The following is a 22,918-nucleotide window of genomic DNA, read 5'->3' as shown; positions in this document are numbered from 1 at the left end:
AGGGCACGTGTCCCTGTAACTCGTATCCAAGGGATATGCGATGTCGAAGCGTGCTTCGTCTAAACACAAGATTGACCGCCGTCTTGGCGAAAACCTCTGGGGTCGTCCCAAGTCTCCGGTCAACAAGCGCGAATACGGCCCCGGCCAGCATGGCCAGCGCCGCAAGGGCAAGGTTTCCGATTACGGTACCCAGCTCCGCGCCAAGCAGAAGCTCAAGGGCTACTACGGCAACATCTCCGAGAAGCAGTTCCGGAAGATCTATGCCGATGCGACCCGTCGCAAGGGCGATTCGTCGGAGAACCTGATCGGCCTCCTCGAGTGCCGTCTGGACGCGATCGTCTATCGCGCCAAGTTCGTCCCGACCGTGTTCGCCGCGCGCCAGTTCATCTCGCACGGTCACATCAAGGTCAACGGCCGCCGCGTCAACATTCCGTCCTTCCAGGCGAAGGTCGGCGATGTGATCGAGGTCAAGGAAGCTTCGCGTCAGCTGACGATCGTCCTCGAGGCGACCCAGCTCGCCGAGCGTGACGTTCCCGACTACATCGAAGTCGATCATCACAAGATGAGCGCCAAGTTCTCGCGCGTGCCGGCTCTGGCCGACGTGCCGTATCCGGTTCACATGGAACCGAACCTGGTCGTCGAATTCTATTCGCGCTGATCCGTCAGCGTTATCGAGTTCTGGAAAAGGCCGCCTTCGGGCGGCCTTTTCTTTTTCGCCGCCTTTGCCGGCATTTCCGACCTTCGGATTGGCGGTTGGGCGGCGTATCAAGGAAACATCCGGCCAAAAGGGTGCGACATGACCGAAATCGGGATCGAGAAGCGGCGCGGCGGCGATCTCGTGGGTTTCGCGGCCATTGCCACGACGATCATCGGCTGGGCATCGGCTTTCGCGGCCATCCGTGTCGGGTTGACCGCGCTGACGCCGGTCGAACTGGCCGCCGCGCGCTATCTCGCCGCCGCCGTTCCGGCCGGCCTCTATCTGCTCATCGCCCGGCCGCCGCTGCCATCGCTCCGGGATTTCCTGCGCCTGATCGTCATTGGCGTGCTGTTCATCGCCGCCTATGCGGTGCTGCTCAACACCGGCGAGCAGACGATCGCGGCGGGTCCGGCCTCGTTCATCATCCAGATTAACCCGATCATCGTGGCGCTGATCGCCATGCCGCTGCTCGGCGAGCGCTTCGGCCTGGGTGGCTGGGTCGGCACGCTGGTGTCGTTCCTGGGCGTCGGGCTGATCGCCTATGGCAGCGGCGACGGGCTCGGGCTGAATATCGGGGCGCTGCTGATCCTCGGCGCGGCGCTTTGCACCTCGGTCTCGACCATCCTGCAGAAGCCGCTTTTGGCGCGCATGCCGGCGCTGGCTGTTACCGCCTGGGTGCTCCTTCTTGGTAGCCTTCCGTTAACCCCGGCGATCCCCGACACGCTGGCCGCGCTGAAACTGGCGCCGCCCGCGGTCCTCTGGTCGATCGCCTATCTCGTCGTGCTGCCCACCGTCGTCGGCTACCTGACCTGGGCGATCGCGCTGAAGCGCTTCCCGGCCTCGCGCGCCTCCAACTTCCTCTATTGCATCGCCCCGACCGCGACGCTGATCGGCTATCTGTGGCTCGGCGAAGTGCCCTCGCTCATCAGCCTGCTCGGCGGCGCCATGGCGATCGGCGGCGTCGTCATCGTGAATCTCACCCGCCGGCGATAGGCTCGCGGGCGTTTGGGCTTGCCGGGCGGCTCGCGAAGCGGCATCAAGGCGGCAACAGCCGGAACCCACACACCATGACCGAACTGCTCGACATCGCCCGCCGCATCGCGGCCTCGGACCCGCTGGAGGCGGAGAGCAGCGACGCGTGCCATCCGATGTTCCGCAAGGGGCCGGACAGCGTCGAGTTCGGCAAGCTGCGCAAGCGGCTGATCCGGCAGGTGCGGCAGGCGCTGGACGATTTCGCCATGGTGCGGCCGGGCGACCGCTGGCTGGTCTGCCTCTCCGGCGGCAAGGACAGCTATACGCTGCTGGCGCTGCTGCTCGATCTGAAATGGCGCGGCATGCTGCCGGTCGACCTGCTCGCCTGCAATCTCGACCAGGCGCAGCCGGGCTTTCCGGCCGAGATCCTGCCCAATTACCTGACCGAACTCGGCGTGCCGCACCGGATCGAGCGGCAGGACACCTATTCGATCGTCACCTCCAAGATCGAGCCCGGCAAGACCTATTGCGCGCTCTGCTCCAGGCTGCGGCGCGGCCATCTCTACCGGATCGCGCGGGAGGAGGGGTGCCAGGCCGTGGTGCTCGGCCATCACCGCGAGGACATCCTCGAGACGTTCTTCCTGAACCTCTTCCATGGCGGCAAGCTCGCCTCCATGCCGCCGAAGCTGCTGAACGAGGAGGGCGACCGGCTGGTGCTGCGGCCGCTCGCCTATGCGGCCGAGGATGACATTGCACGCTTCGCTACGGCGATGCAGTTTCCGATCATTCCCTGCGACCTCTGCGGTTCGCAGGAGGGCCTGCAGCGCAATGTCGTCAAGCAGATGCTGGCCGACTGGGAAAAGCAGACGCCCGGCCGCAAGGAGATCATGCTGCGGGCGCTCGGCAAGGCGAACCCGTCCCACCTGCTCGACCGCAACCTGTTCGACTTCGAAAGCCTGGTCGGCAAGCGGTAGGCGAAAGCCGCGCGCCTATCCCGCCGTCGTCAGCCAGAGCGCCAGCAGCGCGCCGATCAGGGCCGGCGGCATGACCAGAATGCCGAGCTTCAGGAAGGTCCAGGCGCCGACGCGCTGACCCTCGCGGCGCAGTGCGACCAGCCAGAGGATCGTCGCCAGCGAGCCGGTGATCGACAGGTTGGGTCCGAGATCGACGCCGACCAGCACGGCGCTGGTGACCGAATGCGGCAGCTGCGCTGCCTCGATGGTCGCACCGGCGATCAGACCGGTCGGCAGGTTGTTGAGCAGATTGCTGGCGATGGCGACGATGATGCCGGCGCCCGTCGCGGCCCAGCCGATCGAATGCGCCGCCGATTGCTGGGCCAAGCGCGCCAGCGCGTCGATGACGCCGGTCAACTGCAGCGCCTCGACCAGAACGAACAGGCCGGCCACCAGCGGCAGCACGCCCCAGGAAATGTCCCGCAGCACCGGCCAGGGGGATTGCCGGCTGCCGAGCAGGATCCCGGCGGCGGTCAGCGTTCCCGCGATGAAGGTCGGCAGGCCGAGCTGCCAGTCGAGCGCGGAGGCGACCAGCAGTACCAGCGCCGTCGCGGCGATGCCGCCGGCCGCAAGCTTGCCGCCGAAGGTCAGGACGACGGGCGGGATGTCCGTCCTCAGCCGGTCCCGAATGGACCGGCGCAGCGTCAGCCGCAGCATCAGATAGGTCAGGCCGATCGCCGCGATCGAGGGCAGGGTGAAGGTAGCGAGCCAGGTGGTCAGCGGCGGCATCTGGCTGCCGAAGATCACCAGATTGGCCGGGTTGGAGATCGGCAGCACGAAGCTCGCGGCATTGGCGATGAAGGCGCAGATGAACAAGTAGGGCAGCGGCTCGGCGTCGGCGGCGCGGGCGGCCGCATAGACGGCCGGCGTCAGCACCACGGCGGTGGCGTCGTTCGACAGGAACACCGTGACGACGATGCCGACGACATAGATCAGCCAGAACAGGCGCGTGCCCGAGCCGCGCGCGTGGCGGACCGCCAGCGTCGCCAGCCAGTCGAACAGCCCTTCCTTGCGCGCCAGCTCGGCCAGAAGCATCATGCCGATCAGGAAGAGATAGACGTCGCTGCCGCGGCCGATGCCTTCGAGCGCGGCCGAAAGCGGCATCAGCCCGAGCAGCACGAGCAGGGCAGCGCCGCCAAACGCCCAGATCGCCTCCGGCAGGTTCCACGGACGCACCAGGACGCCCCCGAGAGCGATGGCGGCAATGCTCCAGATGGCGACGGGCGCACCCATGGTCATGTCTCGTGCTTGGCGGGGAAACGGTTGGCGGGAGGCGGCTTCTGCCGTCTCCCGCAAGCTTGTGCCATATCCGCAGCGCCGCTTCCATGCGGCGTTGCGCACTTTTCGATCAGGGTTTGAACCAGGCGCGCGGGCCGCCATGCGGGGGCGGCGGCGGGCCAACCGGGCCGATCGCCTCGGCGCGTCCATCGGCGTGCACGACGAAGCTGGCGCGCAGGAAGCCATCGTCGAACCGCCCCTGGACGGTGACCGGCTCATCCTTGGCGACGAGCTTTCCGCCTTCGCCGGCGCGGCCCGTCTCGACCAAGGCGCGGCCGCTCGAATCCTGCAGCACGAACTTGTTGCCGTAGATCTCGGCGACCTGGCCCTTGACCGTTACCAGGCCGGTGGTCGGCATGGAGGCGATGGCGACCGGGGTCGTCGGCGCCATTTCCGGCGAGGGGCGCGTCAGGCTGACGGCACCGGCGCCGGCGATGATGCCGACGGCCAGGATTCCCAGAACGCCCAGCGTCATCGCCGCGTAGCGGGTCGAAGCGCCGTGTGGGGCGCGGGTCAATCGAGCGTCGCCCGGCTTCGGCGCGTTCGGCTCATGAGAAGGGGTGACAGTGCTATCCGAGGACATCGCGATCTCCTTTGGTTGCGACATGCCCTTTTCTAGCGAAGGGCCGCCCAATCCCGCCTGAACCGAACCGTTCAGGTTGAGTTAAGGTCGGGAGACTAGCGATGGATCTCGCAATCGGAGCCAAGCCAAGACATGCGCGTCCTTCTCGTCGAAGATGACAAGCTCCTCGCCGAGCGGATCGCAGGCGCGCTGCGGGCCGAGAATTTCGCGGTCGACGTGGCGAGCAATGGCGAGGACGGCCAGCATCTCGGCGCCACCGAACTCTTCGATGTCGTCATCCTCGATCTGGGTTTGCCTAAGGTCGACGGAATATCCGTCCTGAAGGCCTGGCGCGCCGAGGAGCGCGGCGTCCCCGTGTTGATCCTGACGGCCCGCGACGGCTGGTCGGAAAAGGTCGAGGGCTTCAAGGCCGGCGCCGACGACTATCTGACCAAGCCCTTCAAGCTCGAGGAACTGGTGATGCGGCTGCGCGCGCTGGTGCGCCGCTCCAAGGGCCACGCCGCGACCCGGCTGGTCTGCGGGCCGCTCGTCTTCGACGCGCAGGTGGGCACGTTCGAGCTGGACGGCCTGCCGCTGAAGCTGACGGCGCTGGAATGGCGCGTGCTCTCCTGCCTGATGTTGCGCAAGGAGGTGGTGGTCGAGCGCGCCGATCTCGTCGAGCGCGTCTATGAGGGCGATGCCGAGGTCGATTCCAACTCGCTGGAGGTGATCATCGCGCGGCTGCGGCGAAAGATCGGCCATGACCGGATCGAGACCTATCGCGGCCGTGGCTATCGGCTGACGGCCGAGTCGGCATCGGCATGAGGCTTCTCCCGGCCTCGTTGAGCGGGCGGCTTCTGGCCGGCGCCGCCGTCTTCGTCACCCTGGCGCTGGTGGCCGCCGCCGTCCTGATCAGCCTCATCCTGCAGCAATTCGTGACCGACCAGCTCGACCAGCGGCTGGACAGCCAGATGGTCGCCGTCGCCGACGCCCTGCAACGAAACAGCGAGGGCAAGCTCATCCTGTCGGTGGATGTCGATGGCCCGCCCTTCGATCGACTTGCCTCCGGCTGGTACTGGCAGGCGAGCGGCGATGGGGTGGACCTGCGGTCGAAATCGCTCGGCAATGGCTCCATCGATGTTCCGCCGCACCGTTTTGAGTGGCGCGAGCTTCTCTCGGGCCGGGGCAGCCCGGCGGAGGGAACGGGACCCGCCGGCGAGAGCCTGCATCTGCGCACGCGGACGATGGCCGCCGCCGGCCAGACCGTCACTTTGGTCGTCTCGGCGCCGCGCGAGGCCCTGCTCGGGCCGATGAAGAAGGCACTGGTGCCGCTGGTCGGCTCGCTGATTGCGATCGGCGTCGGATTGCTGCTCGCCAGTTTCCTGCAGGTGCGGCTCGGCCTGCGCCCGCTTCGGCATCTGCAGGCGAGCCTGCGCGAAATCCGGGCCGGCCGGGCGCAGCATGTATCCTCGGACCAGCCGGACGAACTGCGGCCTCTGGTGGACGAACTCAATGCGCTGATCGACCAGAATGCGCAGGGGCTCGCGGCGGCCCGGCGGCACGTTGCCAACCTGGCGCATGGGCTGAAGACGCCGCTGGCGACGCTGGCCCTGGAACTGAACGAACCGGGCGCCGACCCCACGCGGGCGATGAAGCCGCTGGTCGAGCGCATCGAGGGGAGCATACGCCATCACCTTGCCCGCGCCCGTTCGGGGGCCCTCGGTGCCTCGGGGCGGGTGTCGACCCCGCTGCTGCCGCGCTGCCGGGAGATCGCGTCCGTGCTGGGCAAGATCCATGCGGACAGGAACGTCGAGGCGGTGATCGTCGGCGACGGGGCGCTCGCCGTCGCCTGCGAGATGCAGGACCTCGACGAGATGCTCGGCAATCTGCTCGACAATGCGTTCAAATGGGCCCGCTCTCGCGTCTCGCTCGCAGCCACTGCCGAAGGGCAGTTCGTCGTCATTCGCATCGAGGATGATGGCGTCGGATTGGCCGAGGAACGCTTGCCCGATGTTTTGCTGCCGGGAAGGCGGCTGGACGAGGCGATGCCTGGCCATGGCTTCGGGCTTTCGATCACGCGGGAGTTGGCGGAACTCTATGGCGGATCGCTGGCGCTTCGTTCCGGTCCGCCCGGCGGCCTCACCGCCATCCTCACCCTGCCCATCGCCAGCGCCTGAACGCAGCTCACAAAAAAGCGGCGCAAAATGCGCCGCTTTCCTGAGGTCTTCTTGCCGATCAGCGCATCACGCAACGATGCTGTAGGCCGTCATAGCCGGTATAGGTGCCGGTGCGCGGGTTGAACGAGCGATAGCGGCTCGAGCAATACGAGACATAGTCGTCGCCGGCATAATACCGGGGCTGATTGGCCGAATTGGCGATCATGGCGCCGGCGGCCAGGCCGATGATGCCGGCGGCGGCCGCACCGCCCCAATTGTTGTTGTCGCGATAATAGTAGCCGCGATTGCCGTAATAGCCGCGATTGCCATAGTAGCGCGGGCCGTTGTGGTAGCCGTGGTGGCCGCGCCAGTTGCCGCCGCGATGGCGACGCCAGTCATTGCCACCATTCCAACCCCTATGGTCCGCAACCTGGAAGGATCCGTCGGATCTCACGCCAGACTGTGCCTGCGCCGTGGCCGGAACAGCCAGGAAAGACGTAGCAACAACCGAGGCAATCAGGCCCGCTTTCAGAAAATTCTTCGTCTTCGTCAGCATTGGATCGCTCCTCAAACGTCGAGTGAAGGACCGCGGACAGAATCGACACACGGTGAACATCAACACAGACGGTCCATTCGATGACTTATCAACGTTGAACGCAGGAGATCGTTCCTTCCGTCGCGAAATCCTTGCGGTGGAGGCGATTATTTCAACGGGGTATGGGAAATCAGGCGCAGCGGCGTTTGGACGGAGTGTTTCGCAAACAAAAACCGCGCGAGACGGCGTCACGCGCGGTTTTCATGGGGTCGCGGAAAGGAAGGATCAGGCCGACTTGGCGACCGTGATGCCCTTTTCCGTCAGGAAGGTCTGCATCTCGCCGGCCTGGAACATCTCGCGGATGATGTCGCAGCCGCCGACGAACTCGCCCTTGACGTAGAGCTGCGGAATGGTCGGCCAGTTGGAGAAGTCCTTGATGCCCTGGCGGATTTCCGGGTCGGCGAGCACGTTGATGCCCTTGTAGTCGACGCCGAGGAAATCGAGAATCTGGACGACCTGGCCGGAGAAACCGCACTGCGGGAACGCCGGGGTGCCCTTCAGGAAGAGCACGACATCGTTGGAGCTGACTTCGTTCTGGATAAGGGCGTGGATATCGCTCATCTCAACTATTTCCTTTTTGCCGGCCGCTGGCCGATCTCAATCCGGAGCGCTGGTCTGCAGGGCGAGCGCGTGGAGGACGCCGCCCATGTTTCCCTTGAGCGCAGCGTAGATCATCTGGTGCTGCTGCACGCGGTTTTTTCCGCGAAAAGCCTCGGACACAACTTCGGCAGCATAATGGTCACCATCACCCGCGAGATCGCGGATCGTGACCGTCGCGTCCGGGAGAGCCTCCTTGATCAGAGCCTCAATGTCGCGTGCGTCCATTGCCATCAGTCAATCCCCTCAGCCGTCGGTATGGGTAGGTCCGCCGATCACTCGGCGGCGGCCATGAATTCAGGGAACCAATTCTCATGGCCCTGCTTCAGCTTTGCAACAGATATGGTGGCGATGCCGGCGACATCCAACACCTCGCCGCCGACGGTGCCCAGAACCCGGGCCTCGACGCCGGCTTCCGCTGCGGCTGACGTGACCGCATCGAGCACCGACGGGTCGACGGTGACGACGTAGCGGGCCTGGTCCTCGCCGAACAGGAAGCCATGCGGCGTCGCAGCGCTTTCCGGCACTTTGACCGAAGCGCCGAGGCCGCGCGCCATCGCCATTTCGGCGAGGGCGACCAGCAGGCCGCCATCGGAAATGTCGTGGCAGGCGGTGACGAGACGGCTGCGGATGATGCCGCGCACGAAATCGCCGACGCGGCGTTCCTCGGCGAGGTCGACCGGCGGCGGAGCGCCTTCCTCGCGGCCGAGGATCTCGCGCAGATAGACCGACTGGCCGAGATGGTGGCCGTCGCGGCCGAGCTGGACGATGACGTCACCGGCATTCTTGAAGGCGACGGTCGCCATCACGTCGATGTCGGGCAGCAGGCCGACGCCGCCGATCGCCGGGGTCGGCAGGATGCCGACGCCATTGGTCTCGTTGTAGAGCGAGACATTGCCGGAGACGATCGGGAAGTCGAGCGCGCGGCAGGCGGCGCCGATGCCCTCGATCGCGCCGACCAGCTGGCCCATGATCTCGGGCTTTTCCGGATTGCCGAAATTGAGATTGTCGGTGGCGGCGAGCGGCTCGGCGCCGACGGCCGACAGGTTGCGCCAGCATTCGGCGATCGCCTGCTTGCCGCCTTCGAACGGATCCGCCTCGCAATAGCGCGGCGACACGTCGAGCGTGAAGGCGAGGCCCTTCTTGTCGTGGCCCTCGACGCGGATGACGGCGGCGTCGCCGCCCGGCTTCTGCGCCGTGTTGCCCTGGATCAGGTGGTCATACTGCTCCCAGACCCAGCGGCGCGAGGCCATGTCGGGGGCGGAGACCAGCTTCAGCAGCGCCTCGGCATAATCGTTCGGCTCGGCGACGTCCTCGGCCTTGAGAACGGCGGGAACCGGGCGGCGGACGAAGGGGCGGTCATATTCCGGCGCTTCGTCGCCCAGTTCCTTGATCGGCAGGTCGGCGACGACGGCGCCCTTGTGCAGGATGCGGAAGCGCAGATCGTCCGTGGTCCAGCCGACGATGGCGAAGTCGAGGCCCCATTTGTGGAAGATCGCCTGGGCTTCCTTCTCCTGCTCGGGGCGCAGCACCATGAGCATGCGCTCCTGGCTTTCCGAGAGCATCATCTCGTAGGCCGTCATGTTGGCTTCGCGGCAGGGGACCTTGTCGAGGTCGAGCTCGATGCCGAGGTCGCCCTTGGCGCCCATTTCGACGGCCGAGCAGGTGAGGCCGGCGGCGCCCATGTCCTGGATGGCGATGACCGCGCCGGTCTTCATCAGCTCCAGGCAGGCTTCCAGCAGCAGTTTCTCGCCGAAGGGGTCGCCGACCTGAACCGTCGGGCGCTTCTCCTCGATCGATTCGTCGAACTCGGCCGATGCCATGGTGGCGCCGCCGACGCCGTCGCGGCCGGTCTTCGAGCCGAGATAGACGACGGGCAGGCCGACGCCTTCCGCCTTCGAATAGAAGATCTTGTCCGCGTCGGCGAGGCCGGCGGCAAAGGCGTTGACCAGGATGTTGCCGTTGTAGCGCTCGTGGAAGTTCACTTCGCCGCCGACCGTCGGCACGCCGAAGGAATTGCCGTAGCCGCCGACGCCCGAGACCACGCCGGAAACCAGGTGGCGGGTCTTCGGGTGATCCGGCGAGCCGAAACGCAGCGCGTTCATCGCCGCGACCGGGCGGGCGCCCATGGTGAAGACGTCGCGAAGGATGCCGCCGACGCCCGTCGCTGCGCCTTGGTAGGGCTCGATGAAGGAGGGGTGGTTGTGGCTCTCCATCTTGAAGATGATCGCCTGGCCGTCATCGATATCGACCACGCCGGCATTCTCGCCGGGGCCGCAGATCACGCGCGGGCCGGTGGTCGGCAGGGTGCGCAGCCACTTCTTGGACGATTTGTAGGAACAATGCTCGTTCCACATCGCCGAGAAGATGCCGAGTTCGGTGAGCGTCGGCACGCGGCCGATCAGATCGAGGATGCGCTGATATTCGTCGGGCTTGAGGCCATGGCTGGCGACGAGTTCGGGCGTGATCGGCGTGTCGTTCTGGAGCACGGAAACCTCAGGGGCAATCGGGTCGCGGACCGGCGGGCGGTCGGGAATTTGGCTGTCGGGATCAGTCGGGCGAAAGTCAGGCGACGGCGGAAAGGGCTGCCTCGAACAGAGGCCGGCCGTCGGTGCCGCCATTCAGCGGCTCGATCAGGTTTTCGGGATGCGGCATCATGCCGAGGATGTTGCGCTTCTCCGAAAGAACGCCGGCAATGTCGTCGACTGATCCGTTGGGATTGGCGACATAGCGGAAGGCGATGCGGTCCTCGCCCTTCAGGCGGGCCAGCGTCTCGTCATCGGTGCGGTAGTTGCCGTCGCCATGCGCGACCGGCGAACGGATCACCTGGCCCTTGGCGTAGCCGCGCGTGAACTGGCTTGCCGTCGTCTCGACGCGCAGCTCGACTTCCTTGCAGATGAACTTGAGCCCGGCATTGCGCATCAGCACGCCCGGCAGCAGGCCTGCTTCGCACAGGATCTGGAAGCCGTTGCAGACGCCCAGCACGGCGACGCCGCGTTCGGCTTCGCGGGCAATGGCGCCCATGATCGGCTCGCGCGCGGCGATCGCGCCGGAGCGCAGATAGTCGCCATAGGAAAAGCCGCCGGGGATGACGATCAGGTCGACCTTGGGAAGGTCGTGGTCGCCGTGCCAGACGGTGACGGGCCGGTGGCCGGTGATCTTCTCGATCGCGGCGACCATGTCGCGCTCGCGATTGGACCCGGGGAAGACGACGACAGCGGATTTCATGGGCTATCCCAAATCAAAGTTGCTCAGGGCAGGGCGGGGGAGGAGAGCTCCAGCCGCCGCTCGATGCGATCAAGCCGTGTTTCGTGGCGATCGAGGGTCAGGTAGATGTTGTGGAGGTCCGTCTGGAGCGCAATCATGTGCCCACGCATGGCCTGAAGCTCGGCCTTTATCTCATCGGTCTTGTGATCGATGCGCGTGACGTCATTCCGGATCGACTTCAGAACCTCGTAGATCAGTTCGTTGGTCACGTCCGCCATGAGGATGCTCCGCCTTCGGGATCAGTCCACGATCTCCACACGATAGTTCTCGATGACCGTATTGGCCAGAAGCTTGGCGGCCATGGCTTCGAGCTCGGTCTTGGCCTTGACGGCATCGGTCGCTTCGACCTCGATGTCGAACACCTTGCCCTGGCGGACGCTGCCGACGCCGGCAAAGCCCAACGCGCCGAGGGCGCCTTCGATTGCCTTACCCTGGGGGTCCAGAACGCCGTTCTTCAGGGTGACGGTGACGCGGGCCTTCATCGGTAACTCCAAGTCGGGGTAGTGAAAGTCGGGGTGATCCAGAAATGCAAACGGCCGCCTCGCGGCGGCCGTTGCCATGAACGGGTGACTACTGAACGAGGACAGGCCCGCCGCCCTGCGGCCGCTCCTGCTCTTCGGTCAGGATGCCGAGACGGCGCGCGACTTCCTGGTAGGCCTCGACGAGGCCGCCCATGTCGCGGCGGAAGCGGTCCTTGTCGAGCTTGTTCTGGGTCTGAACGTCCCAGAGCCGGCACGAATCGGGCGAGATCTCGTCGGCGACGACGATCCGCATCATGTCGGCTTCCCAGAGGCGTCCGCACTCGATCTTGAAATCGACGAGCTGGATGCCAGCGCCCAGGAAGAGGCCGGACAGGAAGTCGTTGACGCGGATGGCAAGCGCCATGATGTCGTCGATTTCCTGCGGCGTGGCCCAGCCGAATGCCGTGATGTGCTCTTCCGAGACCATGGGGTCGTCGAGCGCATCTGCCTTATAGTAGAACTCGATGATTGAGCGCGGCAGGACCGTGCCCTCTTCGAGGCCAAGGCGCTTGGCAAGCGAGCCGGCCGCAACGTTGCGGACGACGATTTCGAGCGGGATGATCTCGACTTCGCGGATCAGCTGCTCGCGCATGTTCAACCGACGGATGAAATGCGTCGGGATGCCCATCCGGTTCAGATGCGTGAAAATGTGCTCGGAAATGCGGTTGTTCAACACGCCCTTTCCGTCAACAACCTCATGCTTCTTGTTGTTGAAGGCAGTCGCATCGTCTTTGAAGAACTGGATCAGCGTCCCAGGCTCAGGTCCTTCGAAAAGGATCTTGCCTTTGCCTTCATAGATGCGCCGACGACGGTTCATGGGCACATACCGTGGTTTGAGGAAATCCATATAGCCGGGGTTCCAATGTAAGGGATTCGCCGCGGCGAAGCTTCAGGCAACCGACTCTTTAAAAGGGTCGCTTGCGCGGCGTGAACCTACTCGATCACTCGCCAATTCACAATGACGGATAAATGCGGCGCTTTGAGCACCTTCGAGCAACGAGTTCCCTTTCGGTACTGTCGTTGATTTGGGGTGGCGAGGAAGATATGCAAGGCCCATATCATGGCCGTGGCCAACAAGTTGACCGAGTGGAGAGACTGCGAATGACGACGTTCGACCAGCGCAAGGACGCTTTCGAGAACCGTTTTGCCCTTGATGCGGCGCTTCAGTTCAAGGCCGTCTCGCGGCGGAACAAGCAGCTCGGCATCTGGGCCGCGGCGCTTCTGGGCAAGTCCGGCGTCGACGCCGAAACCTATGCCTCCGACGTGATCGCAGCCGATTTCGAGGAGGCCGGCGACGAGGACGTGTTCCGCAAGATCCGCGCCGATTTCGACGCGGCCGGCGTTCAGCAGTCGGATCACCAGATCCGCCGCACCATGGACGAACTGCTCGCGCAGGCCGTCGAGCAGATCAAGTCCGAAGGCTAAGCCTTTCGCAGATCCTTCGGAGCACCGAAAAATGGCGTCGATTTCCCTTGTTTCGGTGCTCCGTTCGCGCGGCAGCTGCCTCACCGCGTGGCTGGCCAGTCCGGAGCCGCTGATCGCCGAAAGCGCAGCGCGCGCCGGCTTCGATTGCGTGACCCTCGACATGCAGCATGGCCTGCATGATCCGGGGAGCATCATGAGGGGGATCGGCGCGATCGCCCTGGGCGGCGTCCCCGCGATCGTCCGGATTCCTGTCGGGGATTTCGCCATGGCGAGCCGCGCGCTCGACATGGGCGCCAGCGCCATCATCGCGCCGATGATCAATTCGGCCGAGGATGCGCGCGCCTTCGCGGCGGCGACCAAGTATCAGCCGCTTGGCGAACGGAGCTGGGGCCCTGTGCGCGCCATGCAGCTCGCCGGCGCCACGGACGGCGCCGCCTTCCTGCGCAATACCAATGCCGAGACGCTGACATTCGCGATGATCGAGACCCGCGCGGCGCTGGCCGCCCTCGACGACATTCTCGCGGTGCCCGGCATCGACGCGGTCTTCATCGGCCCGTCCGATCTCTCGATCGCCCTTTCGGACGGCGCCGACGTCAACCCAATGCGCCCGGACAACCAGGCCGCAGCCGCCGATGTCCTGGCCCGCGCCCGCAAGGCCGGCAAGCTGGTCGGCATCTTCGCCATCACCGGTGAGCAGGGCCGTCTTTACCGGTCGCTCGGCTACGATTTCATCGCGCTGGGCACGGACGGCATGTATTTCCACCTCGGTGCCTCTACAATGCTTGCAGAAGCGCGCGCTGGTTAAGCCGGCACTATTTTACAAGTTCAAGATCAGGCGTACCTTTTCCGAGCAGTGATTCGCTGTTTTCGGGGAAGTTACACATGCAAAAAGCCATCGCAGAGTTCATCGGGACTTTTACACTCGTTCTGTTCGGCTGCGGTGCAGCCGTTATCGCGGGTCCCTCGATCGCCGGCGCCGGCACGGTCGGCGTTCTGGGCATTGCCTTTTCCTTCGGCCTGGCGATCGTCGCGATGGCCTATGCGATCGGCCCGATCTCCGGTTGCCACGTCAATCCCGCCGTCAGCCTCGGCGCTCTCATCGCCGGGCGCATGAATGTCAGCGACTTCATCACCTACGTGATCGCCCAGGTTGCGGGCGCCATCGTCGGCGCGTTGGTTCTCTTCATCATCATGCAGGGCAAGGCATCCGGCTGGACGGGCGGCATGGGCACCAATGGCTGGGGCCCCGGTTATCTCGGCGAATACAACGTCATCTCGGCGTTCATCTTCGAAGTGGTCGCGACCTTCATCTTCCTGGTCGTCATTCTGGGCGTCACGCACAAGCTGGTGCCGCACCACTTCGCCGGTCTCGCCATCGGCCTGACGCTGGTCATGATCCACATCGTCGGCATCAACGTCACCGGCGTTTCGGTCAATCCGGCCCGCAGCCTCGGCCCGGCCCTGTTCGCCGGCGGCGCGGCGCTGTCGCAGCTCTGGCTGTTCATCGTGGCGCCGTTCATCGGTGCGGCCCTCGCCGGCTTCGTCTACAAGGCCGGCATTCTCTATAACGGCGACGCGGCATAGCGCCTTCGAGCCAAAGCAAAGGGGCCGGTGCAAGCCGGCCCCTCGACGTCCCGAAAGAAGAACAAGCCCGCCTTTGGCGGGCTTTCCTTTGCCTTCAGCCCTTCGCCAGTTCCGTCTCGATCGCTTCGACGACGGCCGGATCCTGAGGCTCCGTCTTCGGCGCGAAACGCGCGACGACCTTGCCATCGCGGCCGATCAGGAACTTCTCGAAGTTCCACGAGATATCCTCGTCGCCGGCCAGCGCGTCATAGAGCGGGTGGCGGTCGTCGCCCTTGACCGAGATCTTGGCGAACATCGGGAAGTCGACGCCATAGGTCAGGCGGCAGAAGTCCTGGATCTCTTCATTGGTACCTGGCTCCTGGCCCATGAAGTTGTTGGCCGGGAAGCCGACGACGGTCAGTCCCTTGTCCTTGTAGCTGCGATAGAGCGCTTCCAGCCCGTCATATTGTGGCGTCAGCCCGCATTTCGAGGCGACGTTGACGACGAGCAGGACGCGCCCGGCATAGTCGCCGAGCGAAGCCTGGCTGCCGTCGATGCGGTTGACGGGAATGTCGTAGAGCGGGGAGGACATGCTGGGGATCTCGCGGTCTGATGGCAGGGAACACTTTCGTAGATATGGGCCGGGCACGAATACGCAACCGTCGCAGAAGGATCAGGATGATGAAGGATGCAGCGGCAGCAAACGTAGCCGGGCGCGATCGGCGTCAATGGTGACGAGCGCACCTTCGCGGAGCGCGTCTGCGGATTGAGCGAGTGCCGAAAGGATTTGGTCGGCGATGTTGTCGGGGTCTAGATTGCCCGATCGTATCTGGACGACGCTTGGGCTTCTTCCACCCGTCGCGGCAAGGATGGCGCTGAAGTCGAGGTCGCTCGTCAAGACGACGAAATCATGCGTCGCCGCGTACGCCATGATGACCGAATCGAAGGCCGCCGGGTCGCCAATATCGGACCAATGAACCGCCTCGAAGCCGGACTTTTCCAGCGTGCCGCGCCACCGCGGCGATAGGTTCATGTCGATAAGGATCTTCACCGCGCGAGGGCGATTTCACGCTCTTCGGCGCGCCATGCGGCGTAACGCAGTGCCTGAAGGATGTCTTCGCGCTCAAGGTAGGGATAGTCGGTCAGCAGCGCTTCTATGCTTCTGCCAGCGGCGATCTGCTCCACGATCATGCCCACGGAGACCCGCAATCCGCGGATCGTCGCCTTGCCCCCCATAAGGCCGGGAATTTGAGTAATCCGATCGAGATCCTGCATCGCACGCTCCCGCCGCAGCTTCGGCCGATCCTACCAGACCGGCCGAAGATTGGAAAAGCGGACGAATTCCTACGCTTCGCCGAAGACGCGGCGGAAGATCGTGTCGATGTGCTTGGTGTGGTAGCCGAGATCGAACTTCTCCTCGATCTCCGCGTCCGACAGGAGCGCGGTCACATCCGGATCGGCCTTCAGCTCGGTCAGGAAGTCGGCGCCCTGTTCCCAGACCTTCATCGCGTTTCGCTGGACCAGGCTATAGGCGTCTTCGCGCGAGGCACCCTTCTGGGTCAGGGCGAGAAGCACGCGCTGGGAATGCACCAGGCCGCCGAGGCGGTCGAGGTTCTTCTGCATGTTGTCGGGATAGACGAGCAGCTTGTCGATGACGTTGGTCATGCGGGCAAGCGCGAAATCGAGGGTCACCGTCGCGTCGGGGCCGATCATGCGCTCGACCGAGGAGTGCGAGATGTCGCGCTCATGCCAGAGGGCGACGTTTTCCATCGCCGGCAGCGCCATGCCGCGCACCAGACGGGCGAGGCCGGTCAGGTTCTCGGTCAGAACGGGATTGCGCTTGTGCGGCATTGCCGACGAGCCCTTCTGGCCGGGGGAGAAATACTCCTCGGCTTCGAGCACTTCGGTGCGCTGCAGATGGCGGATCTCGGTCGCCAGGCGCTCGATCGACGAGGCGACGACGCCGAGCGTTGCGAAATACATGGCGTGGCGGTCGCGCGGGATGACCTGGGTCGAGACCGGCTCCGGCACCAGGCCGAGCTTTTCCGCCACATGCTCCTCGACGCGCGGGTCGATATTCGCGAACGAACCGACGGCTCCGGAAATGGCGCAGGTGGCGACTTCGGCGCGGGCCGCGACCAGGCGGGCGCGGTTGCGGTCGAACTCGGCATAGGCCTGGGCCAGCTTCATGCCAAAAGTGATCGGCTCGGCATGGATGCCGTGGCTGCGGCCGATGGTGACGGTGTTCTTGTGCTCGAAGGCGCGGCGCTTCAAGGCGGCGAGCAGCTTGTCGACATCGGCGATCAGGAGATCGGCGGCGCGCACCAGCTGGACATTGAAGCATGTGTCGAGCACGTCGGAGGAGGTCATGCCCTGATGCACGAAGCGGGCGTCCTCGCCGACGATCTCGGCCAGATGGGTCAGGAAGGCGATGACGTCATGCTTGGTGACGCGCTCGATCTCGTCGATCTTGTCGATGTCGAAGGTTGCGGCACCGCCCTTTTCCCAGACGGTCGCGGCGGCAGATTTCGGCACGGTGCCGATTTCGGCGAGCGCGTCGAGCGCATGCGCCTCGATCTCGAACCAGATGCGGAATTTGGTCTCCGGCGACCAGATCGCCGTCATTTCGGGGCGCGAGTAGCGCGGGATCATAGGCGGGCCCTCTTGGTTTCGCCCGGCAAATACCAGACCAAGAGGGCCCTAACAACCCGATGGGGTGCTTAATCGAGCGGCGGGGGCGGCGGCGGCTCGTCCGGGTCCATGTAGCCATCCGGCGGCGGCGGGGGCGGGGGCGTGCAGTCGGTGCGGCGCTCGGTGGTCGTGCCGGTCTCGTCCTGCGTCTCGATCGTCGTCTGGCTGCAACCGGGCGGCGGCAGAGGCGGCTCGTCGCGAACGGAGGGCGGCGGCGGAACCTCGATATCCTCGGCCAGAACGATGTTTCCGGCCGATGCGGCGGATGGCACTGTCAGCGCGCCGAACGTGCAGGCGACCACGCCCAGCGCTGCCAGCCGCACCGTTTTCGATACTAAACCGCGCGGGTTCGAATGCAATGTCATGGAACGATCCTCTTGCCTGCCCCGGAGCTTCAACGGCGGGCCGACGGAGGCGTTCCCACGATAGGCCGGCGGCGCCGCCGGGCGATCAGGGCAGTTGCGCCGTCACCGCCATGTAGCGGCCATCGGGGCCCTCGAAACCGCGCGTCAGCACCATCACCAGGACAACCAGCGTCGTCGGCTGGCCGAAGCGCTGCTGGATGATGACATCGTTGATCCGGTAGTCGAGCGCCGTGCCGCGGCTCGCCGGCAGCATCTTGTCCTCATGCAGGACCGTCTCGCCGCGCTCGTCCTTGAGGACGAGGCGGAAGCCCTGGGTCTTGTAGTCCGGGTCGTCGTTGTTCGGGGCGTCGAGCGGGATCGTCTGCAGCGAGACGGTGAGCTCCGGCCCGTCGAGTTGCTGGACCGGATGGCGCCGGAACGTCACGGAATAGGGATCGCGGCCGCTCTCGGTGATCGGGTTGGAGGCGAGCAGCGTGCCGGGCTGGTCGAGGCCGGTCAGCTTATCGCTGGCCTGCTTGCGGGCGGCGGCGCGGGCCGCGGCGATCCCGGCGGTCTCGTCGTCCAGCCGGACGCGCACCGGCGTGCCGGCGACCCAGGCGTCCTTCTGCGTGTCGAGCACGAAGATGTTGGAATAGGGGAAGCCGGAGCCGTCCTGGATGCCGAACTCCTCGAAGGCGAAACGGCTGCCGTCCGGCGAGAAGCCGAGGATCGAGCGCTCGGCGAAATCGCCGGCCATGGCGAGGGCGGGCGCGCCGGCGAGGACACCTGCCGCGAAAAGCCTGGCAAGGATGCGCATGGATCTGTCTCTCCTTTGGCTTGGGGGCGCGGGGATCAGCCCCGGGCGACCGCGTCCCGGATGGCGGCAATGTTGCCGGCAAAGGCGCTGCTGCCGCCCTTGAAGATCGAGGAGCCGGCCACGAGCACGTCGGCGCCCGCCTTGACGAGGGCCGGGGCGGTATCCGGGGCGACGCCGCCATCCACTTCGATATGGATCGGACGGTCGCCGATCATCGTCTTGATGCGGGCGACCTTGTCGACCGATTCCGGGATGAAGCTCTGGCCGCCGAAGCCGGGATTGACGCTCATCACCAGCACCAGGTCGATCATGTCGAGCACATAGGCGATGGCGCTTTCCGGCGTCGAGGGATTGAGCGCGACGCCGGCCTTCTTGCCGAGATGGCGAATGGTCTGCAGCGAGCGGTGCAGATGCGGGCCTGCCTCGGCATGGACGGTGATCAGATCGGCGCCGGCCTCGGCGAATTCGGCCAGGTAGGGATCGGCCGGCGCGATCATCAGATGCACGTCGAACATGGCATCGGTCAGCGGCCGCAGCGCGCGCACGACCGGCGGGCCGAAGGTGATGTTGGGCACGAAATGTCCGTCCATGATGTCGAGATGGATCCAGTCAGCGCCCGCCGCCTCGACCGCGCGCACTTCCTCGCCGAGACGGGAAAAGTCCGAAGCGAGGATGGATGGCGAGATCAGCAGGGGCGCGGCCATGGTATCAGCTTTCAGCTTCGAGCCCCTCGATCAGCGGGGCGGGACGGGGTTCGTTCGGCCGTAACACGGCAATCGGGCCTCGGCAATTGCCCGCCCGCCCCGGGACGGGCAAACTCACGCCGGCCCAGGAAAGGAACAGAGCGATTCCCGCGATTCAACCGCCTTCCAGCACCCCGGAAATGGAGCGTTTCGACGCGATCGTGCTCGGCGCCGGGATCGTCGGCGTCTCGGCCGCGCTCAACCTGCAGAAGCGCAACCGAAACGTGGTCCTGATCGACCGGCGCGATCCGGGCGAGGCCACGTCCTATGGCAATGCCGGCGTCATCGAGCGCGACGGTTTCTATCCGATCGTGTTTCCCCGCCAGTTCGGTGCGCTGTGGAAATATGGCCGCAACGACGAAACCGCGCTGCACTACAATCGCCGCTTCCTGCCGAAGATCGCGCCCTGGCTGCTGAAGCTCAGGGCCGAATCCTCGCCGCGCGCCATCGACGCCTATGCCGAGGCGATGAACCCGATCCTGGCGCATGCGGCGAGCGAGCATGGCGTGCTGGCCGGCAAGGGCAGGGCGGTCGAGTTCTTCCGCGGCACGGGATGGCTCAAGGGCTATCGCAGCATCGCCCGCTTCGAGGCCGATACCAAGATGCAGCTGGCCTTGGCCAAGCGTTTCGGCGTTCGCTACGAGATCCTCGACAATCACGAGATCACGGATCTGGAGCCCGACCTCGCGCCGGTTTTTGCCCGCGCCGTGTTCTGGCCGGATACCGTCTCCGTCGCCAGCCCCGGCGGCGTCGTCAAGGCCTATGCACGGCTGTTCGAGGCGATGGGCGGCACCTTCGCGCATGGCGACGCGATGTCGCTTCGGCGCGAGAACGATCTCTGGGTGGTCGACATGGACGGCCGCAAGGCGACCGCGCCGGATGTCGTCGTGGCGCTCGGACCCTGGGCGATGGACCTGCTCAAGCCGCTCGGTTACCGCTACCCGCTCGCCGTGAAGCGCGGCTATCACCTGCATTTCAAGCCGCGCGGCGACGCCGCCCTCGAGCGGCCGGTCGTCGATGTCGCGCATGGCTATGCGCTGACGCCGATGCGGCAAGGTTACCGGATCACCTCGGGCATCGAGTTCGACGCGCGCGATGCGCCGCCGACCCCGGTGCAGATCGCCAAGATCCTGCCGCAGGTCAAGGCGCTGTTTCCGCTCGGCGAGCAGATCGAGGAGGAGCCCTGGATGGGCTCGCGGCCCTGCTTCCCGGACTCCATGCCGATCGTCGGGCCGGCGCCGCGCCATCCCGGCCTCTGGCTGAACTTCGGCCACGGCCATCTGGGCTTCACGCTGGGGCCGGCCACGGGCCGGCTCCTTGCCGAACTGATCACCCGCGAAATGCCCTTCGTCGACCCCGCCCCGTTCAGCGCGACGCGGTTTTCCTAGTGGCCTGACGGGGGACGGTTCGAACCCCATGATCGCGCCCGCGTGGTGGCAAGTGTTGACGGGCGAAGGCTGAAGCGGACGTTGGACGGTCGGCCATAGTCGGCCATTTCCAGCCGTTCGCAGCACCGTATCCACGGCCCGGTTCTGGTCCAGGGCCAATACGATGCGCCGGGGCGCCCTGCGGATGCCGGCCAGCTCAATCGAGATCCGTCGCGTTGTCAGCGGGATTTTATTATAATGGTCGGAAGCGCATCGGAGGAGGGTGCCGTGAAAGCCATCGACCGCAGGGTACTGATGAAGGGCGGGCTCGCGGCTGCGGCCCTGATCGGGCCGGCCGGGCGCGTCTTCGGCGAGACTAGCTCCCTTTCGGACCTCGGGGCCTCGCTCGTATCGTCGCCCGAAGCGACGATCTACTTGGCGCGCGAGATCGTCACGATCGATCCCGTCCGTCCGTCGGCGAGTGCCGTCGCCGTCGTGAACGGCCGCATCCTGGCGGTCGGGTCGCTCAATGACGTCCGGCTCATTCTCGGCGACCAGCCGCATCGCGTCGACGACAGGTTCGGGGACAAAGTTATCATACCGGGCTTCATCGCCCAACACGATCACCCGGTCCTCGCCGCCCTGACCATGTCGTCGGACATCCTCTCCATCGAGGACTGGGTTCTGCCATCCGGCACGGTTCGTGCCGTCAAGGACAAGCGGGACTTCATCGAGCGCCTGACGAAGGCCTCAAACGCACTGAGCGGACCGGACGAGCCGCTCGTGAGCTGGGGCTATCACCCGGCCTTCTACGGCCCTCTGACGCGCGAGGATTTGGACGCAGTCAGCTCCGAGCGCCCCATCCTTGTCTGGGCGCGCTCCTGCCACGAAATGATCCTCAATAGCGCGGCCCTTGCCGCCGGCGGCGTGACGCGGGCGGTGGTGGACGGATTCGACGAGACGTCCCGCAAGCAGTCTGATCTTGACCAGGGGCGGTTCTGGGAGCAGGGGCTGTTCGCGGTCCTGCCGCGCATCGCGTTCCTGGTCGCGACGCCCGAGCGGCTGCGCGCCGGGCTCGAGCTGAGCCGAGACTATATGCACGCCAAGGGGATTACCTTCGGAAACGAACCCGGCGGCATTCTCTCGAAGCCCGTGCAGGATGGGGTGAACGCGGTCTTCTCGAGCCCCGACATGCCCTTCCGCTGGTCTTTCATCGTCGACGCCAAGAGCCTCGTCGCCGCTCATGACGACGAGGCCGAGGTTATCGCCCGGTCGGAGGCGCTGGCCTCCTGGTACGGCGGAATGACCAGCCTCGCACCGAGGCAGGCCAAGCTCTTCAGCGACGGTGCGATCTACTCGCAGCTCATGCAGGCGCGAGCCCTATCTTGACGACCATCATGGCGAGTGGATGATGGACAAGGCGCTGTTCGATCGGGCTTTCCGCATCTACTGGGACGCCGGCTACCAGCTCCATGTGCATGTCAACGGGGATGCCGGACTCGACCGGGTGCTCGACACGCTCGAGGCGAACCTGCGGCGCAATCCACGCTACGACCACCGTACCGTGATCGTGCACTTCGCGGTGAGCGCCTTCGAGCAAGTCCAGCGCATCCGCAACCTCGGCGCGATCGTCAGCGGCAATCCCTACTATGTCAGGGCGCTCGCCGACCAGTATTCGGTGGTCGGCCTCGGCCCCGAACGCGCGGACGCGATGGTCCGGCTCGGAGACCTGTCGCGGGCGGGTATCCGCTGGTCCTTGCATTCCGACATGCCGATGGCGCCCGCAGATCCCCTGTTCCTGATGTGGTGCGCGGTTAACCGCGTCACCGCGTCGGGCCGCGTCGCCGCGCCCGATCAGAGGATCTCGGCGGAGGAGGCTCTGCGCGGCGTGACCATCGAGGCCGCCTACTCGCTGAAGATGGAGGATGAGATCGGCAGCCTCGCGCCGGGGAAGCGCGCCAACATGACGATCCTCGACCGGAATCCGTTGGCCGTGAACCCCATGGAGATCCGCGACATCGCGGTCTGGGGAACCGTCATGGAAGGTCGCGTGCTACCCGGCGCAAAGGGCGAGCGGCACGCCTCGAAAGTGCCGGCGGATGGCGGCGGGGCCGCTCGGGCGTTCGAACGGGCGGCATTGCAGCACGCGCTGAAGGTCGTGCACGCTCATCTCTGAGCGAGGTCGGCCGAAGCGTGGGAGCTCGCGTACGGCATATTGCGGAGATAGCCATGCTCCGTCGCCCCGGCGAAGGCCGGGGCCCATAAATACCGGCCCGGCAAGCCATGGCGAGCCCCGAAAGGCCTGTGGGT

The 22,918-nt window shown here is 65.6% G+C and carries 28 protein-coding genes; 11 read left to right on the top strand and 17 right to left on the bottom strand.

Translation table 11 applies throughout. The annotated features are described in order from the left end of the window. The first annotated feature begins 40 nt into the window (after window positions 1-40). The 3 genes from rpsD (at window position 41) to ttcA (ending at window position 2,643) form a co-directional block, all read left to right on the top strand. A complete protein-coding gene (gene rpsD / locus ACHMWQ_RS19270; protein WP_266329449.1) occupies window positions 41-658 on the top strand; it encodes a 30S ribosomal protein S4 in 618 nt (205 codons plus the stop codon). A 138-nt stretch (window positions 659-796) separates the two neighbouring features. Next, window positions 797-1,690, top strand: a complete 894-nt coding sequence (locus ACHMWQ_RS19265) for a DMT family transporter (RefSeq protein ID WP_396308698.1) — start codon at window positions 797-799, stop codon at window positions 1,688-1,690. 155 nt (window positions 1,691-1,845) lie between these two features. Next, window positions 1,846-2,643, top strand: coding sequence for a tRNA 2-thiocytidine(32) synthetase TtcA (gene ttcA / locus ACHMWQ_RS19260; protein ID WP_396309485.1), 798 nt, complete (start codon window positions 1,846-1,848; stop codon window positions 2,641-2,643). Between the two features lie 15 nt (window positions 2,644-2,658). On the opposite strand, the gene ACHMWQ_RS19255 is transcribed toward ttcA, so the two are convergent. Beyond that, the gene (locus tag ACHMWQ_RS19255; protein ID WP_396308697.1) at window positions 2,659-3,921 is read right to left on the bottom strand and encodes an arsenic transporter; all 1,263 of its coding nucleotides are present in this window, start codon (window positions 3,919-3,921) and stop codon (window positions 2,659-2,661) included. Between the two features lie 109 nt (window positions 3,922-4,030). After that, window positions 4,031-4,543, bottom strand: a complete 513-nt coding sequence (locus ACHMWQ_RS19250; RefSeq protein ID WP_396308696.1) for a hypothetical protein — start codon at window positions 4,541-4,543, stop codon at window positions 4,031-4,033. Window positions 4,544-4,675: 132 nt separating this feature from the next. Between ACHMWQ_RS19250 and ACHMWQ_RS19245 the strand changes: the two genes are divergently transcribed. Together ACHMWQ_RS19245 and ACHMWQ_RS19240 are read left to right on the top strand one after the other, a co-directional pair. Then, window positions 4,676-5,347 carry a response regulator transcription factor gene (locus ACHMWQ_RS19245; protein ID WP_354550243.1) on the top strand — a complete coding sequence of 224 codons (672 nt, stop codon included), beginning with the start codon at window positions 4,676-4,678 and terminating at the stop codon, window positions 5,345-5,347. Continuing rightward, on the top strand, window positions 5,344-6,699 hold the full coding sequence (locus tag ACHMWQ_RS19240) for a sensor histidine kinase (protein WP_396308695.1): 1,356 nt from the start codon (window positions 5,344-5,346) through the stop codon (window positions 6,697-6,699). The genes ACHMWQ_RS19245 and ACHMWQ_RS19240 overlap by 4 nt, the downstream gene beginning before the upstream one ends. A gap of 58 nt (window positions 6,700-6,757) precedes the next feature. Here ACHMWQ_RS19240 and ACHMWQ_RS19235 read toward each other — a convergent pair whose 3' ends face one another. The 8 genes from ACHMWQ_RS19235 to purC all read right to left on the bottom strand — a co-directional run bounded on the left by ACHMWQ_RS19235 (window position 6,758) and on the right by purC (window position 12,475). After that, on the bottom strand, window positions 6,758-7,234 hold the full coding sequence (locus ACHMWQ_RS19235; protein ID WP_396308694.1) for a BA14K family protein: 477 nt from the start codon (window positions 7,232-7,234) through the stop codon (window positions 6,758-6,760). A 264-nt stretch (window positions 7,235-7,498) separates the two neighbouring features. Then, entirely contained in the window at window positions 7,499-7,834 is a 336-nt protein-coding gene (grxD, locus tag ACHMWQ_RS19230; protein WP_266329445.1) for a Grx4 family monothiol glutaredoxin, read from the bottom strand. Between the two features lie 36 nt (window positions 7,835-7,870). Beyond that, a complete protein-coding gene (locus ACHMWQ_RS19225; protein ID WP_266329444.1) occupies window positions 7,871-8,104 on the bottom strand; it encodes a BolA family protein in 234 nt (77 codons plus the stop codon). Window positions 8,105-8,145: 41 nt separating this feature from the next. Continuing rightward, the gene (purL, locus tag ACHMWQ_RS19220; protein ID WP_396308693.1) at window positions 8,146-10,359 is read right to left on the bottom strand and encodes a phosphoribosylformylglycinamidine synthase subunit PurL; all 2,214 of its coding nucleotides are present in this window, start codon (window positions 10,357-10,359) and stop codon (window positions 8,146-8,148) included. A gap of 76 nt (window positions 10,360-10,435) precedes the next feature. Next, window positions 10,436-11,098: a phosphoribosylformylglycinamidine synthase subunit PurQ gene (purQ, locus tag ACHMWQ_RS19215; RefSeq protein ID WP_266329442.1), complete on the bottom strand. Its 663-nt coding sequence runs from the start codon at window positions 11,096-11,098 to the stop codon at window positions 10,436-10,438. A gap of 23 nt (window positions 11,099-11,121) precedes the next feature. After that, window positions 11,122-11,355 (bottom strand): hypothetical protein, encoded by a 234-nt coding sequence (locus ACHMWQ_RS19210; protein ID WP_396308692.1) that lies wholly within the window; start codon window positions 11,353-11,355, stop codon window positions 11,122-11,124. A 21-nt stretch (window positions 11,356-11,376) separates the two neighbouring features. Beyond that, entirely contained in the window at window positions 11,377-11,619 is a 243-nt protein-coding gene (purS, locus tag ACHMWQ_RS19205; protein WP_396308691.1) for a phosphoribosylformylglycinamidine synthase subunit PurS, read from the bottom strand. Between the two features lie 88 nt (window positions 11,620-11,707). After that, window positions 11,708-12,475: a phosphoribosylaminoimidazolesuccinocarboxamide synthase gene (purC, locus tag ACHMWQ_RS19200; protein WP_018185113.1), complete on the bottom strand. Its 768-nt coding sequence runs from the start codon at window positions 12,473-12,475 to the stop codon at window positions 11,708-11,710. A 284-nt stretch (window positions 12,476-12,759) separates the two neighbouring features. Between purC and ACHMWQ_RS19195 the strand changes: the two genes are divergently transcribed. The 3 genes from ACHMWQ_RS19195 (at window position 12,760) to ACHMWQ_RS19185 (ending at window position 14,667) form a co-directional block, all read left to right on the top strand. Further along, window positions 12,760-13,083: a DUF1476 domain-containing protein gene (locus ACHMWQ_RS19195; RefSeq protein ID WP_354550230.1), complete on the top strand. Its 324-nt coding sequence runs from the start codon at window positions 12,760-12,762 to the stop codon at window positions 13,081-13,083. A 31-nt stretch (window positions 13,084-13,114) separates the two neighbouring features. Then, on the top strand, window positions 13,115-13,888 hold the full coding sequence (locus tag ACHMWQ_RS19190; RefSeq protein ID WP_396308690.1) for an HpcH/HpaI aldolase/citrate lyase family protein: 774 nt from the start codon (window positions 13,115-13,117) through the stop codon (window positions 13,886-13,888). Between the two features lie 77 nt (window positions 13,889-13,965). Next, entirely contained in the window at window positions 13,966-14,667 is a 702-nt protein-coding gene (locus ACHMWQ_RS19185; protein ID WP_396308689.1) for an MIP family channel protein, read from the top strand. 94 nt (window positions 14,668-14,761) lie between these two features. On the opposite strand, the gene ACHMWQ_RS19180 is transcribed toward ACHMWQ_RS19185, so the two are convergent. The 7 genes from ACHMWQ_RS19180 to rpe form a co-directional block, all read right to left on the bottom strand. Then, window positions 14,762-15,238, bottom strand: coding sequence for a glutathione peroxidase (locus tag ACHMWQ_RS19180; protein ID WP_396308688.1), 477 nt, complete (start codon window positions 15,236-15,238; stop codon window positions 14,762-14,764). Window positions 15,239-15,319: 81 nt separating this feature from the next. Further along, the gene (locus tag ACHMWQ_RS19175) at window positions 15,320-15,697 is read right to left on the bottom strand and encodes a DUF5615 family PIN-like protein (protein WP_396308687.1); all 378 of its coding nucleotides are present in this window, start codon (window positions 15,695-15,697) and stop codon (window positions 15,320-15,322) included. Then, window positions 15,694-15,921, bottom strand: a complete 228-nt coding sequence (locus ACHMWQ_RS19170) for a DUF433 domain-containing protein (protein ID WP_396308686.1) — start codon at window positions 15,919-15,921, stop codon at window positions 15,694-15,696. The genes ACHMWQ_RS19175 and ACHMWQ_RS19170 overlap by 4 nt, the downstream gene beginning before the upstream one ends. A 69-nt stretch (window positions 15,922-15,990) precedes the next feature. Next, window positions 15,991-17,298 (bottom strand): adenylosuccinate lyase, encoded by a 1,308-nt coding sequence (gene purB / locus ACHMWQ_RS19165; RefSeq protein WP_354550222.1) that lies wholly within the window; start codon window positions 17,296-17,298, stop codon window positions 15,991-15,993. A 68-nt stretch (window positions 17,299-17,366) separates the two neighbouring features. Continuing rightward, a complete protein-coding gene (locus ACHMWQ_RS19160) occupies window positions 17,367-17,702 on the bottom strand; it encodes a hypothetical protein (RefSeq protein ID WP_396308685.1) in 336 nt (111 codons plus the stop codon). Between the two features lie 85 nt (window positions 17,703-17,787). Next, window positions 17,788-18,498 (bottom strand): DUF2259 domain-containing protein, encoded by a 711-nt coding sequence (locus tag ACHMWQ_RS19155; protein ID WP_396308684.1) that lies wholly within the window; start codon window positions 18,496-18,498, stop codon window positions 17,788-17,790. A gap of 35 nt (window positions 18,499-18,533) precedes the next feature. Further along, on the bottom strand, window positions 18,534-19,202 hold the full coding sequence (gene rpe, locus ACHMWQ_RS19150; protein WP_396308683.1) for a ribulose-phosphate 3-epimerase: 669 nt from the start codon (window positions 19,200-19,202) through the stop codon (window positions 18,534-18,536). Window positions 19,203-19,381: 179 nt separating this feature from the next. On the opposite strand from rpe, the gene ACHMWQ_RS19145 reads away from it, so the two are divergent. The 3 genes from ACHMWQ_RS19145 to ACHMWQ_RS19135 all read left to right on the top strand — a co-directional run bounded on the left by ACHMWQ_RS19145 (window position 19,382) and on the right by ACHMWQ_RS19135 (window position 22,784). Then, entirely contained in the window at window positions 19,382-20,629 is a 1,248-nt protein-coding gene (locus ACHMWQ_RS19145) for an FAD-binding oxidoreductase (protein ID WP_354550215.1), read from the top strand. A gap of 267 nt (window positions 20,630-20,896) precedes the next feature. Continuing rightward, the gene (locus tag ACHMWQ_RS19140) at window positions 20,897-21,997 is read left to right on the top strand and encodes a hypothetical protein (RefSeq protein ID WP_396308682.1); all 1,101 of its coding nucleotides are present in this window, start codon (window positions 20,897-20,899) and stop codon (window positions 21,995-21,997) included. A gap of 22 nt (window positions 21,998-22,019) precedes the next feature. After that, window positions 22,020-22,784: an amidohydrolase gene (locus tag ACHMWQ_RS19135; protein ID WP_396308681.1), complete on the top strand. Its 765-nt coding sequence runs from the start codon at window positions 22,020-22,022 to the stop codon at window positions 22,782-22,784. Window positions 22,785-22,918: the final 134 nt, after the last annotated feature.

Origin of the sequence: Kaistia sp. UC242_56 (genome assembly GCF_044452255.1) — a bacterium.
Classification (GTDB): domain Bacteria; phylum Pseudomonadota; class Alphaproteobacteria; order Rhizobiales; family Kaistiaceae; genus Kaistia; species Kaistia defluvii_A.
This window is presented reverse-complemented; position numbering and strand designations above follow the sequence as displayed.

What these genes read in the sequence shown, in the direction of transcription:
- ACHMWQ_RS19240 (WP_396308695.1), top strand. Translation starts at nt 5,344, where the DNA reads ATGAGGCTTCTCCCGGCCTCGTTGAGCGGGCGGCTTCTGGCCGGCGCC.
- ACHMWQ_RS19185 (WP_396308689.1), top strand. Translation starts at nt 13,966, where the DNA reads ATGCAAAAAGCCATCGCAGAGTTCATCGGGACTTTTACACTCGTTCTG.
- purS (WP_396308691.1), bottom strand. Translation starts at nt 11,619, where the DNA reads ATGAAGGCCCGCGTCACCGTCACCCTGAAGAACGGCGTTCTGGACCCC.
- ACHMWQ_RS19235 (WP_396308694.1), bottom strand. Translation starts at nt 7,234, where the DNA reads ATGCTGACGAAGACGAAGAATTTTCTGAAAGCGGGCCTGATTGCCTCG.
- ACHMWQ_RS19195 (WP_354550230.1), top strand. Translation starts at nt 12,760, where the DNA reads ATGACGACGTTCGACCAGCGCAAGGACGCTTTCGAGAACCGTTTTGCC.
- ACHMWQ_RS19155 (WP_396308684.1), bottom strand. Translation starts at nt 18,498, where the DNA reads ATGCGCATCCTTGCCAGGCTTTTCGCGGCAGGTGTCCTCGCCGGCGCG.
- ACHMWQ_RS19180 (WP_396308688.1), bottom strand. Translation starts at nt 15,238, where the DNA reads ATGTCCTCCCCGCTCTACGACATTCCCGTCAACCGCATCGACGGCAGC.
- ACHMWQ_RS19245 (WP_354550243.1), top strand. Translation starts at nt 4,676, where the DNA reads ATGCGCGTCCTTCTCGTCGAAGATGACAAGCTCCTCGCCGAGCGGATC.
- ACHMWQ_RS19225 (WP_266329444.1), bottom strand. Translation starts at nt 8,104, where the DNA reads ATGGCAATGGACGCACGCGACATTGAGGCTCTGATCAAGGAGGCTCTC.
- ACHMWQ_RS19170 (WP_396308686.1), bottom strand. Translation starts at nt 15,921, where the DNA reads ATGCAGGATCTCGATCGGATTACTCAAATTCCCGGCCTTATGGGGGGC.
- purQ (WP_266329442.1), bottom strand. Translation starts at nt 11,098, where the DNA reads ATGAAATCCGCTGTCGTCGTCTTCCCCGGGTCCAATCGCGAGCGCGAC.
- ttcA (WP_396309485.1), top strand. Translation starts at nt 1,846, where the DNA reads ATGTTCCGCAAGGGGCCGGACAGCGTCGAGTTCGGCAAGCTGCGCAAG.
- grxD (WP_266329445.1), bottom strand. Translation starts at nt 7,834, where the DNA reads ATGAGCGATATCCACGCCCTTATCCAGAACGAAGTCAGCTCCAACGAT.
- ACHMWQ_RS19145 (WP_354550215.1), top strand. Translation starts at nt 19,382, where the DNA reads ATGGAGCGTTTCGACGCGATCGTGCTCGGCGCCGGGATCGTCGGCGTC.
- ACHMWQ_RS19250 (WP_396308696.1), bottom strand. Translation starts at nt 4,543, where the DNA reads ATGTCCTCGGATAGCACTGTCACCCCTTCTCATGAGCCGAACGCGCCG.
- ACHMWQ_RS19190 (WP_396308690.1), top strand. Translation starts at nt 13,115, where the DNA reads ATGGCGTCGATTTCCCTTGTTTCGGTGCTCCGTTCGCGCGGCAGCTGC.
- purC (WP_018185113.1), bottom strand. Translation starts at nt 12,475, where the DNA reads ATGAACCGTCGTCGGCGCATCTATGAAGGCAAAGGCAAGATCCTTTTC.
- ACHMWQ_RS19255 (WP_396308697.1), bottom strand. Translation starts at nt 3,921, where the DNA reads ATGACCATGGGTGCGCCCGTCGCCATCTGGAGCATTGCCGCCATCGCT.
- ACHMWQ_RS19210 (WP_396308692.1), bottom strand. Translation starts at nt 11,355, where the DNA reads ATGGCGGACGTGACCAACGAACTGATCTACGAGGTTCTGAAGTCGATC.
- purB (WP_354550222.1), bottom strand. Translation starts at nt 17,298, where the DNA reads ATGATCCCGCGCTACTCGCGCCCCGAAATGACGGCGATCTGGTCGCCG.
- ACHMWQ_RS19160 (WP_396308685.1), bottom strand. Translation starts at nt 17,702, where the DNA reads ATGACATTGCATTCGAACCCGCGCGGTTTAGTATCGAAAACGGTGCGG.
- rpsD (WP_266329449.1), top strand. Translation starts at nt 41, where the DNA reads ATGTCGAAGCGTGCTTCGTCTAAACACAAGATTGACCGCCGTCTTGGC.
- ACHMWQ_RS19265 (WP_396308698.1), top strand. Translation starts at nt 797, where the DNA reads ATGACCGAAATCGGGATCGAGAAGCGGCGCGGCGGCGATCTCGTGGGT.
- rpe (WP_396308683.1), bottom strand. Translation starts at nt 19,202, where the DNA reads ATGGCCGCGCCCCTGCTGATCTCGCCATCCATCCTCGCTTCGGACTTT.
- ACHMWQ_RS19135 (WP_396308681.1), top strand. Translation starts at nt 22,020, where the DNA reads ATGGACAAGGCGCTGTTCGATCGGGCTTTCCGCATCTACTGGGACGCC.